Below are 15,743 nucleotides of genomic sequence, written 5' to 3'. Positions count from 1 at the left end.
AACCTCCGATAGAGCCACTAACAAGTCCGGCAGGTCATTTTCCCGTAAGCCGGAAAAAGATGACACATCCCAAGCGATCCCTTTCACTCATCCAGCCACGCGTCCACCTCACCCCACCGATACCTCAGGTGGCGACCAACCTTATGGACAGTGGGGCCGGTACGACGATGACGCCACTGGTAGAGCGTCTTCACGGGCACACCCAGGTAAGCCGCTACTTCCTCTGGGGTGGCCAGCGGCAACAAGCCAGCACCACTGGCAGTCGCGGGACGAGGCGTTCGAGGCACTGCGAACTCCTTCACAGAAGCGATGGGCGAACAAAGCAGCGAGGGCAGGGTTACCGCCCTGGGAGGCATTGTGCAGAGATTCCTCGGCCGCTCCAAACATGACGCCTTGCCCCCAGACCGACCACCAACATGGGCATTGAATCCGCAGCACCCCGGCCGGACCTACAGAAGAGCCGAGCCGCCTGAAATGAAACGAGGCACAATAACACGACCCCTCCGCATCACTGAATACCCCGATTCAGCACCCTGAGGCGGCCTGATCGCGGTTCCACAGATATGCCTTGCAACACTCACCGGATTCGAGCTACATCTATCTGCCATGGTGAACGAACCCGGAGCAATAGCACCGACCGCAATCAAGACCTATCCCTCTACCGCCCGCCCCTTCAGTCTTTCGCCGGGTCTTCCGCTCCCGCACACCGTGGCGGGGTGCCATGTCTGAGCCGTATGACCGCTGGCACAAGAAGCGACCCGGAGCCAAAGAAGAGACCTGTACCTCTCATAAGAAGGTTCCGTCCCGCGAGCATGGTCGCGGCAAGCGGTGGCTGGCTCGATGGCGCGACCCGGAGGGGCAGCAGCAGAGCGAGAGCTTCGACCGGTACGAGGACGCTCGGCTGCACCTCACGAGGATGCAGGGCAGTGTCGACGACGGCACGTACATCGACCCTCGAAGGGGCGAAGCTCAGCTCAAGGCAGTGGCCGAGCAGTGGCTGGCGAACCAGACTTTCGCCAACCCCAGGACTAACGCCCAGTACGAATCTCGCGTCAGGAATCACATCATCGGACCTCTTGGCTCGCTCAAGCTTCGCCAGATCAAAGCGTCCACCGTGCAGACCTGGATCAAGCGTCGGATGCAGGTTCTCGACGAGACCACGGTCGGGCTGGTCTTCACGCACCTCTCGTCCATCCTGGCCATGGCCGTGGACGATGACCTGATCGCCAAAAACCCCTGCGAGACCGGCTCGGTGAAGCGCGTGAAACCCCGTCGGTCCAAGAAGGCGGCCAAGGATGTACCCCTGTCGTGGGAGCAGACGGATGCCCTACAGGCGCACCTGCCCAAGCCCTACCAGGCCACGGTCGACTGCGGTCGAGGTCTCGGCATGAGGCAGGGCGAGGTCTTCGCGTTCAGCCCCACCGACGTCAACTGGCTGCACAAGAACAAGGTCGTCCACATCCGCCGGCAAATCAGTCACGATCGAGGCACTCTGGTCTTCGCACCACCGAAAGGCGGCACGGAGGAAGACCCGAGGGACCGCTTCGTGCCGATCGGCGATCCGCTGGCCGGGCTGCTCATCGAGCACATGCGCGAGCACCCGCCGGTGGAGGTCACCTTGCCCTGGATGACCAAAGACGGCGAGCCAGTAACGGTGCTCCTGATGTTCACCACCCGGGAGCGCAAGCCGTTGAACAAGAACTACTTCAACTACCTCTGGAAGAGCGCCCTGGAGGCGATCGGCGTGATCAAGACCCTCAACGACAAGCCTGTCGGAAGGGGGCGCAAGTGGGAGAAGTGTCGCGACAAAATGATGCACGCCCTCCGGCACCTCTACGCGTCTGAGGCGATCAACGAAGGCGTTGACGTATACACCCTCGCCGATCTCCTCGGTCACGAGGATCCCGCCTTTACCCTTCGCCGCTACGTCCACCGAGTGACCGGAGCTGTCGAGCGGGCACGCAGGGCGATCGGCCAGCGGTACCGGCCCGCAGCATGAAGCAGGACCACCGAGTCGCTCTCAGAGCCCGCTGGTGCACCCTTTGTGCACCGCCTGTCCTCCAGACATACGTCTTTCCTGGTCACAGGGCTTTCACACCTGTACTTCGACATCTAGGAAGGCCCGGGGTCGCACACCCCGAACCGGCCGTACTCGGGCCGTGGGCCGCGTCTCCCCTTCGGGGGAGGTGCGGCCCACGGCCCGTTCCCGTGCCCGCTTCTGGTCTAGATTCTCCGCAGCGAGCGAAGTGAGGTACGGGGTGAGCGAGGGCGACAGCCACAACTCCATGGACGGCACCGTGGTGGGGAACGTCTTCCAGGCGAGAAATCTGTACCTGCAAGCACCGCCGGAGGCTCCGGTTCCCCCCGGAACGTCCGAGGACGAGGCGGAGCCGGACGCATGGGTGCGCGCGGCGGGCGCCTCGGCGATATGGGACCTTGTGCCGCCGGAACGGGAGACGCGGGAGCACCGGTCGCTCGTGGCCGCGGTCGTGGGCCGGCTGGCCGCGTCGCGGCGGGAGCCGGGAACGGATCCGTGGCACGACGCCGAGGTACCTCTGCGGTTCCTGGAGCACATCGAGCGGCTGACGGAGCCGGACGGGCTCGATCTGTTTCCCGCCGAGGCGGCGCTTCTGGTCCTGCTGCCGTTCCTGCACCGTACGCACTACCTGCGCCGCGCCGCCGAGGTGGCCGGAGTGGAGCCGTGGTCGCTCGCGGTACGGGCCCGGGCGGAACCCGTACGGCGGCGGTTCGAGGTGTTCGCCGAGGGCCACGAGGCGCTGGTGCGCCGGGCGCGGCGGAACGCGGCGGCCGAGCCGGTCGTGGGCTGGTGGCTCTTCCACCGCTGGCTCGCGCGGGACCAGGAGTTCGCCGAGCCGGAGTCCGTGGCCGGGATGCTCGCGGAACTGGGTGAGTGCGTGCGCCCGCTCGGCGGCGTGCTGGACGCCGAGCGGCTGGCGACGCTGCTGCACGGGCTGCGCCGCGGTCCCGACGTCTGCCATCCCGAGCACCTGCACCAACTGCCCGAGGAGGACCGGGTGCGCAGCGGGAGCGGGCCGCAGCGCATCCGCTTCCGTCGGCTCGCCCTTCTGGCCACGCTCGCGCACGGGATGGCTGTCGAGGCGGCCGGGCTGCCCGACATCGTCGCCGAGCACGTCGCGATCCCGTACCCCGTGGACATGGCCGGGCTGCGCCGTACGCTCGCCGGGGCGACGTGGGGCGGGACGGCCGAACTCCCCGTCCTGCGGGCCGAGTGCCATCACGAGGCAGTGGTCGAGGCCCTGCGCGCGTACACCGCGCGACTCGACACGGTGCTGCACGCCGTGCGCGCCACGGGCATCGTCCCCCTTGCGCTGCCCGCACGCCTGAGTTCCTCCGGAGTGGTCCCGGGGCGAGGCGTCTTCGAGGGGTATGCGCGGTTCCGCAGCGACGACCGGCGCTTCCTGAGCCTCGCGGTCGGCGTCGAGCTGTACAAGGACCGGGATCTCGCGGTCCGCGAGCTCTACCAGAACGCGCTGGACGCCTGCCGCTACCGTCGCGCGCGGAGCCAGTACCTGGACCGCACGGGTGCACTGCCGAACGCCTACGAGGGACGGATCCGCTTCACGCAGGACGTGGACGAGGACGGGCGCAGGTACGTGGAGTGCGAGGACAACGGCGTCGGGATGGGCGAGGCGGAGCTGCGCGGCGTCTTCTCGCACGCGGGCGCCCGCTTCGCCGAGCAGGCCGAGTTCCGCCTGGAGCGGGCGCGGTGGGAGGCGCTCGACCCGCCGGTCCGGCTGTACCCCAACAGCCGTTTCGGCATCGGGGTGTTGAGCTATTTCATGCTGGCCGAGGAGATCCGGGTCACGACGTGCCGGATGAGCCCGGAAGGCGTGCCGGGGCCCGTGCTGCGGGCCTCGGTGTGCGGCCCCGAGCACCTGTTCCGCATCGTGCGGGAGGCGGACAGAGGGGCACCGGGGACGAAGGTGCGGCTGTACCTGCGAGAGGGGGTGGTGGCAAAGGAGTGGTCGTGCGTGAACGTGCTGAAGCGGGTGCTCGGGGTGGCGGAGTTCGGGACGGTGGCGGAGGACGGGACGCTGTGGGCGACGTGGGAGGCGGGGCGACTGCGGACGCGAGACATCGAGTACCGCTTCCGGGAACCCCCCGGTATCAACGCGAGTGGCTGGTCCCTCGCCTGGACCCGCGAGCCGGAGGGGGCCCAGGTCTTCTGGTGCCAGGAAGGGGGCGGACTGCTCGTGGACGGACTCGTGGTGTCGCCCTTGCACCCGAGCGGGGTACTCGCACGGACCGACGCCGGGCTGGCCGGGGCCGTGGTCAATCTGCGCGGCCCCGACGCGCCCGAGCGGCTCTCCGTCGACCGGCAGCACGTCGTCGATGACGCCGGACCCGCGATCGGCGCGTTGCTCGAGCGGGCCGCGGCCGTGTTCGCGGACGTGCCCGCGGACTTCCCGCTCAGCGAGTGGTTCCGTTCCGTGATGAACGGCAGCGCCGCGCTGGCGGACCTCGTCGGTGATGCCTTCGCCCGCCAGGGGCGCGAGATCACGCACCGGGGAGTTCCTCTCTGCTCTCCCCTCACGGGGACGTTTCCCGCGGACGTCTCCTTGCTCCTGCCGGAGCAGTCCCGCGGGATGAACAGCTGGGTGGTACGGCCGGAGGGTTACGCGCCCGACCACATCTACGTATGGCGTGTCCTCGCCCACGGACGGCGGGACGCGCTCAGCTCGCTGGCCGAGCTGTGTCCGGAGGTGCTGTCGCGGCGACCGCTGCGCACAGCGCGCGCCTCGGACCAGTGGCTCCTGGTCCGAGCGCGCGAAACCTCGCAGGGCCACTGGCCGGGGCGACGTCTGCCGAGGACGAACATCGACTCGCACGCGTACGGGCGCCCCGCGAGGGCTCTCGCCGCCCAGCTCATGGACCTCGGATACCCCCACGAGGGAGAAGCCTCTGCGCATCGTCCCCTCCACACGCCCCTTCACCGTCGCACCGCCGCTCACGACCCGGCTCGCCACGCCCGTCCGGAACCCCTGGGAACGGCCGAGTACGAGCGGTGGCGCCGCACGGCCGAGACGGAGCCCCTGCTCCGTCTCTCCGCGCCCGGCAGTTCCACGGGCCTGCGGTTCCTCGGTCCCGGCGGCGACGTTCCCCCGGGGCACATCGCCGCCCTGGCCCTCGCCCTGGATCTCCCGACCGGCGAGGTGTGCCGCCGGCTCTCCGCTCTCGGCCTCGGCCTGCGCGTCGACAGCTCGGGGCTTCCCGGCCGCCCGGACCACGAACTGCTGCGGCTCCTGAGCCGGTCGGCGGACGGCGAATACCCGTGGCTGGAGCGGCAGGAGCCCGTGACACCGAGGATGATCGTCACTCACGCCGAGGCGCTGGGGCTTCCGCCCCTCGTGGTCCGGGACAGGCTGGGGGCACTCGGCTTCACCGTCCCCGCCCTCTTCCCGGAGGACGCGGACGCCGGGGATTTCCCCTCGCTCCCGCTGTGGAAGCCCCAGGACTTCATGCCGCCGGGCCCGCTGCCCTACGCGTACCTCTTCGCGGACGGGGGTGACCCGGAAGCCTTGCGGAAAAGGATCGCTCGCCTGCGCGCGTACGGCTTCGACCTGCCGTTGGAAGTCCCCGCACGGCCTGGGCCGTTCGACGCGGAGATCCTGTCGGCCGCCGGTGCGTGGAGAGAACTGACCAGCGCCGACGTCATTCCCTTCCACTTCGTGCTGCCCCTCGCACGCGATCTCAACATCCCTCCCGCCGACGTCGTCCGCGTCCTCACCTCGTACCGCATACGCGTGTCACGGGCCGACATGCCGGACGGCATGTCGTTCAAGGAAGCCGTCGCGCTCGCCGATGTCGATGCGAGGCACCGCTCGCTCTCCCGGCACGAGGGCTTCCCCCTGCACTTTCTCCACCACACCGCCCTCCTCCGTGACACCACCATCCGCCGGGTGGTCGCCGAGCTCCGCGACCTCGGCTTCACCGTCCCCGACCCCGCCGACACCCTCCGTGCCGCCCTCGCCCGCGTTCCGAGCGCCTGAGCCTGAGCCCGCCACAGCCTCTCCCCACAAAACAGGTGCGTCGCGCCCCGCTCGGGGCACCCGGTGCACAGGGGCGGGTGAGACCGGACGCGGAGCGAGTGCGGGCAGGTGAGTGGTGGTGTCGGACGAGGACGGGCATGCCGGAGGGCACGGCATCGAGGGCGAGAACAAGGGCGAGGGGCTCGGGGGCCGGGGCGGGGGCGGGCTGCGCCCCGGAGAGGCGAGGGAGCGGGTGTACGACGCCCTGCTGGCGGTTCGGCCGCCCGTGGACGTGCTCGTGCTCGCCGATGCCGTGCTCGTCGCCTCGGAGCTGGTGAGCAACGCCGTGCGGCACGCGGGCGGCGTCACCGGGTTCCGGGTGAGCATCGGGGACGGCGAGGTGGAGATCAGCGTCTCGGACGGGTCGGACGCGATGCCGGTCGAGCGGACGCCGCGCCCGCTCGTGCGCGAGGGCGGGTACGGGTGGGGGCTCGTGCGGCGGCTCGCGCGCGTGGAGGTGATGGAGGAACCGGGTTCCGGCAAGACGGTGCGGGCTCGGCTGCCGCTGACGTCCTCCCACAGCACGTACGAGCACCCCGGCTTCGTGCCCGCGCAGCGCAAGCCGCCGCGGTCCGGGGAGCGGTGACGGGTCCTCAGCCCGCGTCGATCGCCTCGCCGATCGTGTCGTACACGTCGAGGACCGTGTCCGTGCCCGTCAGCGCGAAGAGCTGGCGCAGCGGCTCGGTGGGCGCTACCAGGCGCAGCCGGGTCGTGGCGCGGACGCGGATGAGGAGGTTGAGGAAGCTGGAGTCGCCGAAGTCGACGCGGCTCAGGTCGAGTATGACGACCGGGTAGCGCGCGGCGGCCTCCTCCAGCTCCTCGCGAAGCGCTCCCACGGTGTCGAGATCCAGCTCACCGGAGGCCCGGACGAGCCACATCGCCGCGGCGTCGGCGGGCAGGGCGCGTCTCTCGGGGTCGGCGGAGGTCTCGTCCGCCGGTTCCGGCTCGGGCGACTCTGCGGGTTCGGGCATATGCGCATCCTGCCTCAAGCGCCACGGGCGCCCCGACGCACCCCCTCCCTCCGCGTTCACGGGTTCCTCACAGCCGTTCAGCACCCCTCACGAGGACAGCGAGTCGCGGCACGAGCAGTGCGCGGGATCGTGCGCGCGGCCCCGCGTCTCCCAGGCCCGCAGGCAGCAGAGCGCCTCGAAGACCTGCCAGTCGGCGACGGGCCGCGGGGGCGGGACGGGCGCGGGGCGCGGGACGTGCTCCTCGGCGCACTCGTGCTCGCGCAGGATCGCGGTGACGAGGAGCGCGGAGCCGGCGACGAAGGCGAGGGTCGTCCACCAGGCGCCGTTCCGCGCGCTCGCCGTGGCGCAGTGCCCGAGCCAGACCACTCCGGCGAGGTGCGCGGCGCCCAGCGCGAGCGAGAGGCGGCTCACCGCGCGCCCCCGGGACGCGAGGGGACGGGGCGCGGGGATGCGGGGCGTGCGGGAGCGGGAGCCGCGGATGCGGGGTGCGCGGGGGCGGTCGCGGGAGCTGCGGATGCGGCGGGTGCGGGGGCGGGGTGTGCGGGGACGGGGTGTGCGGGGACGGGGTGTGCGGGCGGCTGGGGCATGCGGCGGCGTCCTCTCGTACGGGCTGTCCGGTACGTACATGTTCGGGCGGTTCCACCCGGGCACGCACGCGCCGTTCGTCACGTATGGCGATCACTTGCTCACGCAAGGCGATCTGTCCGGCCAACGAGCCAGGCGCGCGGGCGCTGCGCCGGTTCACCCTTGCGGCCCTCGCGAGCGCGCCTGTCCGATTCCGCGTCGGTCCGTGTGGGGGACGCGCGCCACCCGGCGAGGGGACGGGCCGCAATCGCGTACGACTCGGGATGCGGGACGACGGGGGGCGTGTGACCTTGAGACGAGGCAGGCAGGAGGAGGCGGGATGGGCCACGAGACCCGGGCGGCTTCGCTCGCCGCCGAGGCGTACGTCTACGGCGCGCCGCTCGTGCGGGGCCTGGAGACCGTCGGGCTGCTCACGCAGGACGGGCTCGGCTCGCTCCCGGCGACGGCCTTCAACCACTTCGCGCACGCCGATCCCGCCACGGGCTGGCCCGGAGACGAGGGCACCCTGTGCTCGCTCGCCCATCTCGACCTCTCCGAGGGGCCGCTCGTCCTCCAGGTCCCGCCGAGCGGTCCGCGCTACGCCGTGTACCAGTTCGTGGACGCGTGGACCAACGACTTCGCGTACGCGGGGCTGCGCGCGGGCGGCGCGGACGGCGGCAGCTGGCTGCTCGCGCCGCCCGGCTGGGAGGGGCAGGTGCCGGGGAGTGTGCGCGAGGTGATCGAGGCGCCGACGGCGGTCGCGACGCTCGTGGTGCGGTACGCGTGCGCGCTCGCGGACGCGGAGGACGTCGCGGCGGTACGGGAGCTGCGGGGCGGCCTCGCGCTGCACCCGCTCACCGCGCCGGGCCTGGGGCGCGGCGGGCTCCCCGGCGGCGATCCGCTCGCCGAGCCCGCCTTGCGGTTCTGGGAGCGGCTGCGGGTGTGGGCGGGTGATTTCCCGCCCTCGGGGGCCGATCGCGCCTACCAGGAGCGGTTCCAGTCGCTGGGCCTCCTGGAGGAGGGCGCGACGCCGTACGCGGAACCGGCTGCGGAGCTGCGGTGGGCGCTGGAGGAGGGCGAGGCGGCGGGGCGCGCGCAGGTCGAGGCGGCGGCGTGGCGGTGGAGCCGGGACGGGGGCTCGGTGGCCGGAGGCGGGGCTCCCGCCGAGGACGACGGCGCACCGGCGGGTGGCGTCGCGGCGGGCGGTGACCCCCCGAAGGCGGGCGGGTGCTCCGGCGGCTGGGAGGGGGCGGCGCATCTCTTCGACTTCAACCTCGACCACCTCGGCCCCGGCACGCTCGACGCGGAGCTGTGGCGCGTCGGGGACCGCTCCGAGGCGTATCTGCGGCGCGCGGTCGCCGCCCGGGTCGGACTGTGGGGGCCGCACGGGTACGAGGCGACGACGACGCAGACGTACCGGGACGCGGCCGGGGAGCGGCTCGACGGGGCGTACGCCTACACGTTGCGCCTGCCGCCCCCGCCGCCCGCCTACGGCTGGGCGCTGAGCGCGCACGAGGTGCCGCGCAGCCCGGGTCCCGAGCCGCGCGCGGTGAGCGACCGCACGCCCGGCCTCGTCCGCGAGCCGGACGGCGCCGTGTTCCTGCGCCTGGCGGCGCGACCGCCGCGCGCGGCCGCGGCGAACTGGGTGCCGGTTCCCGCGGGGCCCTTCCGGGCGGTGCTGCGGCTGTACGTGCCGGAGGCGGGCTACCGGGTGCCGGGGCTCGTACGGGAGGAGCCGGAGTGACCCCGTCGCCGTACGAGCCTTCGCGGGCCCCTCGTCAGCGGCTGTAGCGCATCAGCGCGCGGACCATGTGGCACGTCACGGGGGACGGCGGGTGGATGCCGACGCGCTCGGCGGCGAGCCGGATGGTGCGGTCGGGGGCCTGCTCGGGGCGCCAGACGCCCGCGTCGAGGAGCACGATCGCGAGCCGCATCGCCTTGAGGCGGCGGTTGTGCGCGATGTACCACTCGCGGGGGCGGCCCGCGGGCAGCGCCCTCTTCTCGACGGGCATGTAGGGGAGGTCGAAGAGCGGGGTCGTGGAAGCGGTCGCGGGGGCGGTCGGGTCGAGGGTCGCTGCTCGGGCCACGGGCATCCTCCTGAGCCGTCGGACGGGGTGAGACCGGTCACTCGTGGGGCCGGTCCCGGCACCCCGTCCACGTTCGAACACTGCCCCCATTCTACTGCCGGGCACTGACAAAAGCCGCTGGTGGCAGGGGATTTGAGGTGTTCGAACGCGGGGGCGCCACAGGGGTGCGACGGCGCCTCCTCGGCCCCTTCGGACCCGCCCGTGAGCGGCCCGGGGGCGGCGGCGCGTCCGGGTAACACGCGGTTCACACCGGGGCAACGGCCGGGCAACCGCCCCTTGCCATTCTGCGGGCGTCCCCGCACCCGCCCCCCGCGCCCCGAGGGCGCGTCGTGCTGTGAAGGAAGTAACCGCTGTGAGCTTCAAGGCCGAGTACATCTGGATCGACGGCACCCAGCCGACCGCCAAGCTCCGGTCGAAGACGAAGATCGTCGCGGACGGCGCGGAGCCGGGCGTGTGGGGCTTCGACGGCTCCTCCACGAACCAGGCCGAGGGCCACTCCTCGGACTGCGTGCTCCAGCCGGTCCTCACGTGTCCCGACCCGATCCGGGGCGGCGCCGACGTCCTCGTCCTGTGCGAGGTCCTCGACACCGACCTCACCCCGCACCCGAGCAACACGCGCGCCGAACTGCGGGCCGTGGCCGAGAAGTTCGCCGCCCAGGAGCCGATCTTCGGGATCGAGCAGGAGTACACCTTCTTCAAGGGCAGCCGCCCGCTCGGCTTCCCCGAGAACGGTTTCCCCGCCGCGCAGGGCGGTTACTACTGCGGCGTCGGTGCGGACGAGATCTTCGGCCGCGAGATCGTCGAGGCCCACCTCGCCAACTGCCTCGCCGCCGGGCTCGGCATCTCCGGCATCAACGCCGAGGTCATGCCGGGGCAGTGGGAGTTCCAGGTCGGCCCGCTCTCGCCGCTGGACGTCTCGGACCAGCTGTGGGTCGCGCGCTGGCTGCTCTACCGCACTGCCGAGGACTTCGGCGTCTCGGCGACGCTCGACCCGAAGCCGGTGAAGGGCGACTGGAACGGCGCGGGCGCGCACACCAACTTCTCGACGAAGGCGATGCGCGAGGGCTACGAGGCGATCGTCACCGCCTGCGAATCGCTCGGCGAGGGCTCCAAGCCGCTCGACCACGTGAAGAACTACGGCGCGGGCATCGACGACCGCCTCACCGGGCTCCACGAGACGGCCCCGTGGAACGAGTACAGCTACGGGGTCTCCGACCGGGGCGCCTCGGTGCGGATTCCGTGGCAGGTCGAGAAGGACGGCAAGGGGTACATCGAGGACCGCCGCCCGAACGCGAACGTGGACCCGTACGTGGTGACGCGGCTCATCACGGAGACGTGCTGCGCCTCGCTGGAGAAGGCCGGGCAGGTCTGAGGCCCGGGAGGGTCTTTCGGGCCGGGTGACCGGCCCGGCGGCCGGGCGCGCGCGGCGAGGCGCGCGGGCCCGGGGGCGTTCACCATGACGGGGTGAACGCCCTTTTCGTTGTCGGCTTTTTGCTCCGGCTTCGGCCGAAACCCTCTCCCTGCCTCTCAGGTCATCTGCTTCAATGGACGCATGGACAGCTTCCGGAACCTCGTGACGGGTCGTGTCGACCTCGAACCGTTCTGGCCGTCCCGTCAGCACCACGATTTCGACCGGGTGTGTCAGCCCCCGCGGAACGCTCGGGCCCTCTAACACCCTCCCCGCCCCTCCGGCCGGGCTCAGGTCTTCGGTCCGCGCGACGACGAATGTCCCCTCCGTGGCATCCCCGGCACCGTCTCGGTGCCGCTTCGTGCGAAAAGAGCTGACACCTCCCATGGCGAACCACCCTTCCCTCTCCGCCGCCCCGCTCACCCGGCCCGTGAGCCCGGCGAGCCCCCCGCGGCACCGGCTGCGGGCCGTCGAGGCGGGCGAGCCCGCGCCCGCCCCCGAGGTCGCGCTGCCCGCCGGGGCGACCTGGCTCCCCGTGCCGCCGCACACGCTGCCCGCGCTGCCGGGCAACCCGCCGATGGTCGGGTACCTCGTGCTCGTACCGGCCGATCAGCAGCCGCCGTTCGCGGAGGCCGCCGCGCCCGCCGTGAGCGCCGTGCCGGAGCCCGCGCCCGCGCCCCGCGCCGAGGCCGTACGGGTCGACGCGCACCGCAGGACCGCCGAGGTCGACGGCCGCCCGCTGGACCTCACGTACCTGGAGTTCGAACTCCTCGCGCACCTCGTCGCACACCCCCACCGGGTGCACACGCGCGACCAGTTGGTGACGACGGTGTGGGGCTACGGGCACGTCGGCGACGGGCGGACCGTGGACGTGCACATCGCGCGGCTGCGCCGCAAGCTCGGCAGCGCGTACCGGCACAGCATCCAGACGGTGCGGCGGGTCGGCTACAAGTACACGCCGCCGCTGGGCTGAGCGGGGGCGCCGGCCCGCCGCGCCAGGTGCGGGAAGGTTCCCGTACACGCCGGGGTTCGGCCGACAGCGCACAAGATCCCCCGAGAGCGAAATACGGTCCCCGGTCCCGTCCGGAGCGGGCACGCTCGTGTCATGACAGCGAACACATCAGCGAACGCGTCGGCGACACGGCTGCTCGTCCTGGGCGGGACCGAGTTCGTCGGGCGCGCGACGGTCGAGGCGGGGCTCGCGCGCGGCTGGGACGTGACCGTGCTCAACCGGGGCACGAAGCCCGTGCCGGAGGGCGCCCGCGCGCTCGTCGGCGACCGCACGGCGCCGGGCGGCCTCGCGGCGCTCGAAGGCGGCGAGTGGGACCTCGTCGTGGACACGTGGTCGCACGGGCCGCGGGCGGTGCGGGACGCGGCCGAGGCGCTCAAGGAGCGGGCCGGGCGGTACGTCTACGTGTCGACGTGCTCCGTGTACACGTGGCCGCGCGCGGCGGGGACGGGCGTCGGGGCGCCGCTCGTCGAGGGCGACCCGGACGCGGAGGCGCGCGACTACCCGAGCGACAAGCGGGGCGGTGAACTCGCCGTCGCGCGCGCCTTCGGCGAGGAGCGCGCGCTCTTCGCGCGGGCGGGGCTCATCCTCGGCCCGTACGAGAACGTGGGGCGGCTGCCGTGGTGGCTGCTGCGGATGCGGCGCGGCGGCGAGGTGCTCGCCCCGGGGCCGCGCGAGCTGCCGCTCGCGTACATCGACGCGCGGGACCTCGCGGCGTGGCTCCTCGACGCGGGCGCGGCGGGGCACGCGGGGGCCTTCGACCTGGTCAGTCCCTCGGGACACACGACGATGGGCGAGTTCCTGGAGACCTGCCGCGCGGTGACCGGCTCGGACGCGGTGCTGCGCTGGGCGGCCCCGGAGCAGGTGGAGGCGGCGGGGATCGAGCCGTGGACGGAGCTGCCGGTGTGGTGCCCGCCCGGCGAGATGCACGGGGCGATGCACACGGCGGACGTGACCCCGACGCTTGAGGCGGGACTGCGGTGCAGGCCGGTGGCGGAGACGGTCGCGGACACGTGGGCGTGGGTGTCGGGCGAGGGCGGGGAGACGATGCCGCCGCGGACGAACCCGCGATCGGCGCTGGGGCTGGACGCGGCGAAGGAGGCGGAGGCGCTGGCGGGACTGGGGGCGGTACGGGGCTGAGCGCGCGGGCCGCCTGGGAGGGGCCCCGCGGCCGGAGGGGCGGGAACGCGGGGCTTTCGGCTCCGGCCTCCGGCTCCCCGCAGCGGGCGCGAGGGCCCGGCCTCGGCTCGCCACACCGGCTGCGAGGGCCCGGCCCCCGCCTTTCCTAGCTAGCCGTAAGGGCCCGGCCCCCGCTTTCCGAGCCAGCCACGAGGGCCAGGCCCCCGCTCCCCGCGCCAGCCGTCAGGGCCAGGCCCCCCCCGACACCGAGGGCAAGACCTCCGCTCCCCGCTCCGAGGGTGTACCCAGGTACACCCCCACCACGGGGGTAAGACGGCTGCCCCCGCGCCGCGGCGATCCGCAGAATTGGGGGTGTCGGGCCGCCGGGGCCCGATCGGGCCGGTGGGTCCGTGGTGGGCGAAGAGGTTGATCATGGGTGGGCTGACGGCGGGCGGGGAAGAGGGCGGGCGGCGGGTGTACGAGCGCCTGCGCGCCGGTGAACGGGCGGCCGGGCGGCTCCTGGCGGCGGACGACGACGGGCGCCGGGACGAGGGGGGCGGGGTCCTGCGGACCTTCCGCGCCGCGGGGCGGGGGGCGGCGCTCGCGGGTGTCTCGCTCGCCGTGTCGTGCGGGCTGTTCTGCCTCGTCCTGGTCTCCCTCTGCCTGATCCCGCTCGGCGTCGGGCTCATCACGACGCCGCCGGTCCTCGCCGTGATCCGCGAGTACGCGCTGGGCCGCCGCCTGCGGGCCCGCGAGTGGGGCGGGGTGCGGATCGGGGTCGCGTACCGGCCGCTGCCGCCGCTCGCGCCCGGCTTCGCGGGCGAGGCGGGCCTGTGCCTCGCGCTGCTGCGGGACCCGGCCACGTGGCGGGACATCGGGTGGCTGTTCCTCGACTGCACGGCGGGCGTGATCCTGTCGGTCCTCGCGCCGCTCGTGCTGCTCTACCCGGTGTGGGGCGCGGTGCTCGCCGCCGGGGGCTGGCGGATCTTCGAGGACAGCCCGGAGTGGTACCTGTTCGTCCCGGTGGACAGCCAGGCGACGGGCCTCCTCGCTCTGGCGCTCGGCGTGGTGATCGGGCTCACGGCGCGCTGGTCGGCCCCGGCGTTCGTCCAGGCGTACTTCCGGCTGACGCGCGCGGTGCTCGCGCCGAGCCGTGAGCAGGAGATGGCCGCGCGGATCAACCGGCTCACGGCCACCCGGGAGGACGCGGTCGACACCTCGGCGGCCGAACTGCGCCGCATCGAGCGGGACCTGCACGACGGGGCGCAGGCGCGGCTCGTCGCGGTGGGGATGGACCTCGGACTGATCGAGTCGCTCGTGGAACGCGACCCGGCGAAGGCCAAGGAACTGCTCGGCAAGGCGCGGCAGTCCTCGGCGGAGGCGCTCGGCGAGCTGCGGGACCTCGTGCGCGGCATCCACCCCCCGGTGCTCGCCGAGCGCGGGCTCGTGGACGCGGTGCGGGCGCTGGCGCTGCGGCTGCCCGTCGAGGCGGAGGTCGTCGCGGACGTGCCGGGGCGCGCCGAGGCGCCGGTCGAGGCGGCGGCGTACTTCGCGACGAGCGAGCTGCTCGCCAACGCGGTCAAGCACGCGGGCGCCGACCGGACCTGGATCGACCTCGGGTACCGCGAGGGACGGCTGCGGATCAGCGTCGGGGACAACGGCGGGGGCGGGGCGACGGCCGCGAAGGGGACGGGGCTCGCCGGGGTCGAGCGCCGGCTCGGTACCTTCGACGGTGTCCTGGCCGTCAGCTCTCCCCCCGGCGGCCCCACTCTGGCCACCGTGGAGCTGCCGTGCGTGTTGTCCTAGCCGAGGACCTGTTTCTGCTGCGGGACGGTCTCGTGCGGCTGCTCGAAGCGTACGACTGCGAGATCGTCGCCGCGGTGGAGAGCGGGCCCGAGCTGAGCCGGGCGCTCGCCGAGGAGCGCCCGGACGTCGCGGTCGTAGACGTACGGCTGCCGCCCTCGTACACCGACGAGGGCCTGCAGTGCGCGCTCGCGGCACGGCGCGCCCGGCCGGGGCTCCCGGTGCTCGTGCTCTCGCAGCACGTCGAGCAGTTGTACGCGCGGGAGTTGCTCGCGGACGGCAACGGCGGGGTCGGGTACCTGCTCAAGGACCGGGTGTTCGACGCCGAGCAGTTCGTGGCGGCGGTGCGGCAGGTCGCCGCGGGCGGCACGGCGATGGACCCGCAGGTGATCTCGCAGTTGCTGCGCCGTCCCGCCGCCGAGCGGCCACTGGCCCGGCTCACGGCGCGCGAGCGCGAGGTGCTCGAACTGATGGCGCAGGGCCGCTCGAACGCGGCGATCGCCGAGCGGCTCGTGGTGACCGAGCGGGCGGTCGCGAAGCACACGTCGAACATCTTCGCCCGCCTGGGTCTTGAGATCTCCGACGACGACAACCGCCGGGTCCTCGCGGTGCTCGCCTTCCTCGACGGGAAGCAGCCGGGCTAGAGCACGGCCTCGACGTCCCGTGCGGACACGCCCTGGGGGGCGGCGGCAGGTGACCTCGGGGGGTGTG

13 protein-coding genes are annotated in these 15,743 nt (G+C 72.9%); 9 read left to right on the top strand and 4 right to left on the bottom strand.

Going from position 1 to position 15,743, the window contains the following annotated elements; genetic code table 11:
* Positions 1-83 precede the first annotated feature (83 nt).
* Positions 84-287, bottom strand: coding sequence for a helix-turn-helix transcriptional regulator (locus STTU_RS33460; RefSeq protein WP_078519040.1), 204 nt, complete (start codon positions 285-287; stop codon positions 84-86).
* A 434-nt stretch (positions 288-721) separates the two neighbouring features.
* Here STTU_RS33460 and STTU_RS24680 point away from each other — a divergent pair, with 434 nt between their 5' ends.
* The 3 genes from STTU_RS24680 (at position 722) to STTU_RS24670 (ending at position 6,657) form a co-directional block, all read left to right on the top strand.
* Entirely contained in the window at positions 722-1,999 is a 1,278-nt protein-coding gene (locus STTU_RS24680; protein WP_007827877.1) for a tyrosine-type recombinase/integrase, read from the top strand.
* Between the two features lie 259 nt (positions 2,000-2,258).
* A complete protein-coding gene (locus STTU_RS24675) occupies positions 2,259-6,032 on the top strand; it encodes an ATP-binding protein (RefSeq protein WP_234019313.1) in 3,774 nt (1,257 codons plus the stop codon).
* Positions 6,033-6,150: 118 nt separating this feature from the next.
* A complete protein-coding gene (locus STTU_RS24670; protein ID WP_234019312.1) occupies positions 6,151-6,657 on the top strand; it encodes an ATP-binding protein in 507 nt (168 codons plus the stop codon).
* A gap of 7 nt (positions 6,658-6,664) precedes the next feature.
* Here STTU_RS24670 and STTU_RS24665 read toward each other — a convergent pair whose 3' ends face one another.
* Positions 6,665-7,042 carry an STAS domain-containing protein gene (locus STTU_RS24665; RefSeq protein WP_007827872.1) on the bottom strand — a complete coding sequence of 126 codons (378 nt, stop codon included), beginning with the start codon at positions 7,040-7,042 and terminating at the stop codon, positions 6,665-6,667.
* An 87-nt stretch (positions 7,043-7,129) separates the two neighbouring features.
* Positions 7,130-7,453, bottom strand: coding sequence for a hypothetical protein (locus tag STTU_RS35665; RefSeq protein WP_078519039.1), 324 nt, complete (start codon positions 7,451-7,453; stop codon positions 7,130-7,132).
* Between the two features lie 493 nt (positions 7,454-7,946).
* On the opposite strand from STTU_RS35665, the gene STTU_RS24655 reads away from it, so the two are divergent.
* A complete protein-coding gene (locus STTU_RS24655; protein ID WP_007827869.1) occupies positions 7,947-9,350 on the top strand; it encodes a DUF1254 domain-containing protein in 1,404 nt (467 codons plus the stop codon).
* Positions 9,351-9,384: 34 nt separating this feature from the next.
* On the opposite strand, the gene STTU_RS24650 is transcribed toward STTU_RS24655, so the two are convergent.
* Positions 9,385-9,699, bottom strand: coding sequence for a hypothetical protein (locus STTU_RS24650; RefSeq protein WP_010287811.1), 315 nt, complete (start codon positions 9,697-9,699; stop codon positions 9,385-9,387).
* 346 nt (positions 9,700-10,045) lie between these two features.
* On the opposite strand from STTU_RS24650, the gene glnII reads away from it, so the two are divergent.
* From glnII to STTU_RS24625, 5 genes are all read left to right on the top strand, one after another.
* The gene (gene glnII, locus STTU_RS24645; protein WP_043256226.1) at positions 10,046-11,065 is read left to right on the top strand and encodes a glutamine synthetase; all 1,020 of its coding nucleotides are present in this window, start codon (positions 10,046-10,048) and stop codon (positions 11,063-11,065) included.
* Positions 11,066-11,486: 421 nt separating this feature from the next.
* Positions 11,487-12,074, top strand: a complete 588-nt coding sequence (locus STTU_RS24640) for a winged helix-turn-helix domain-containing protein (RefSeq protein ID WP_043256223.1) — start codon at positions 11,487-11,489, stop codon at positions 12,072-12,074.
* Positions 12,075-12,206: 132 nt separating this feature from the next.
* On the top strand, positions 12,207-13,250 hold the full coding sequence (locus tag STTU_RS24635) for an NAD-dependent epimerase/dehydratase family protein (protein WP_007827857.1): 1,044 nt from the start codon (positions 12,207-12,209) through the stop codon (positions 13,248-13,250).
* 411 nt (positions 13,251-13,661) lie between these two features.
* Entirely contained in the window at positions 13,662-15,035 is a 1,374-nt protein-coding gene (locus STTU_RS24630; protein ID WP_043256221.1) for a sensor histidine kinase, read from the top strand.
* Positions 15,020-15,676 (top strand): response regulator transcription factor, encoded by a 657-nt coding sequence (locus tag STTU_RS24625; RefSeq protein WP_009064602.1) that lies wholly within the window; start codon positions 15,020-15,022, stop codon positions 15,674-15,676. The genes STTU_RS24630 and STTU_RS24625 overlap by 16 nt, the downstream gene beginning before the upstream one ends.
* Positions 15,677-15,743 lie beyond the last annotated feature (67 nt).

This window comes from Streptomyces sp. Tu6071, from assembly GCF_000213055.1.
Lineage (GTDB): Bacteria > Actinomycetota > Actinomycetes > Streptomycetales > Streptomycetaceae > Streptomyces > Streptomyces evansiae.
Note: the sequence above shows the minus strand (reverse complement) of the source record. Positions and strands in the feature narration are given on the sequence as shown.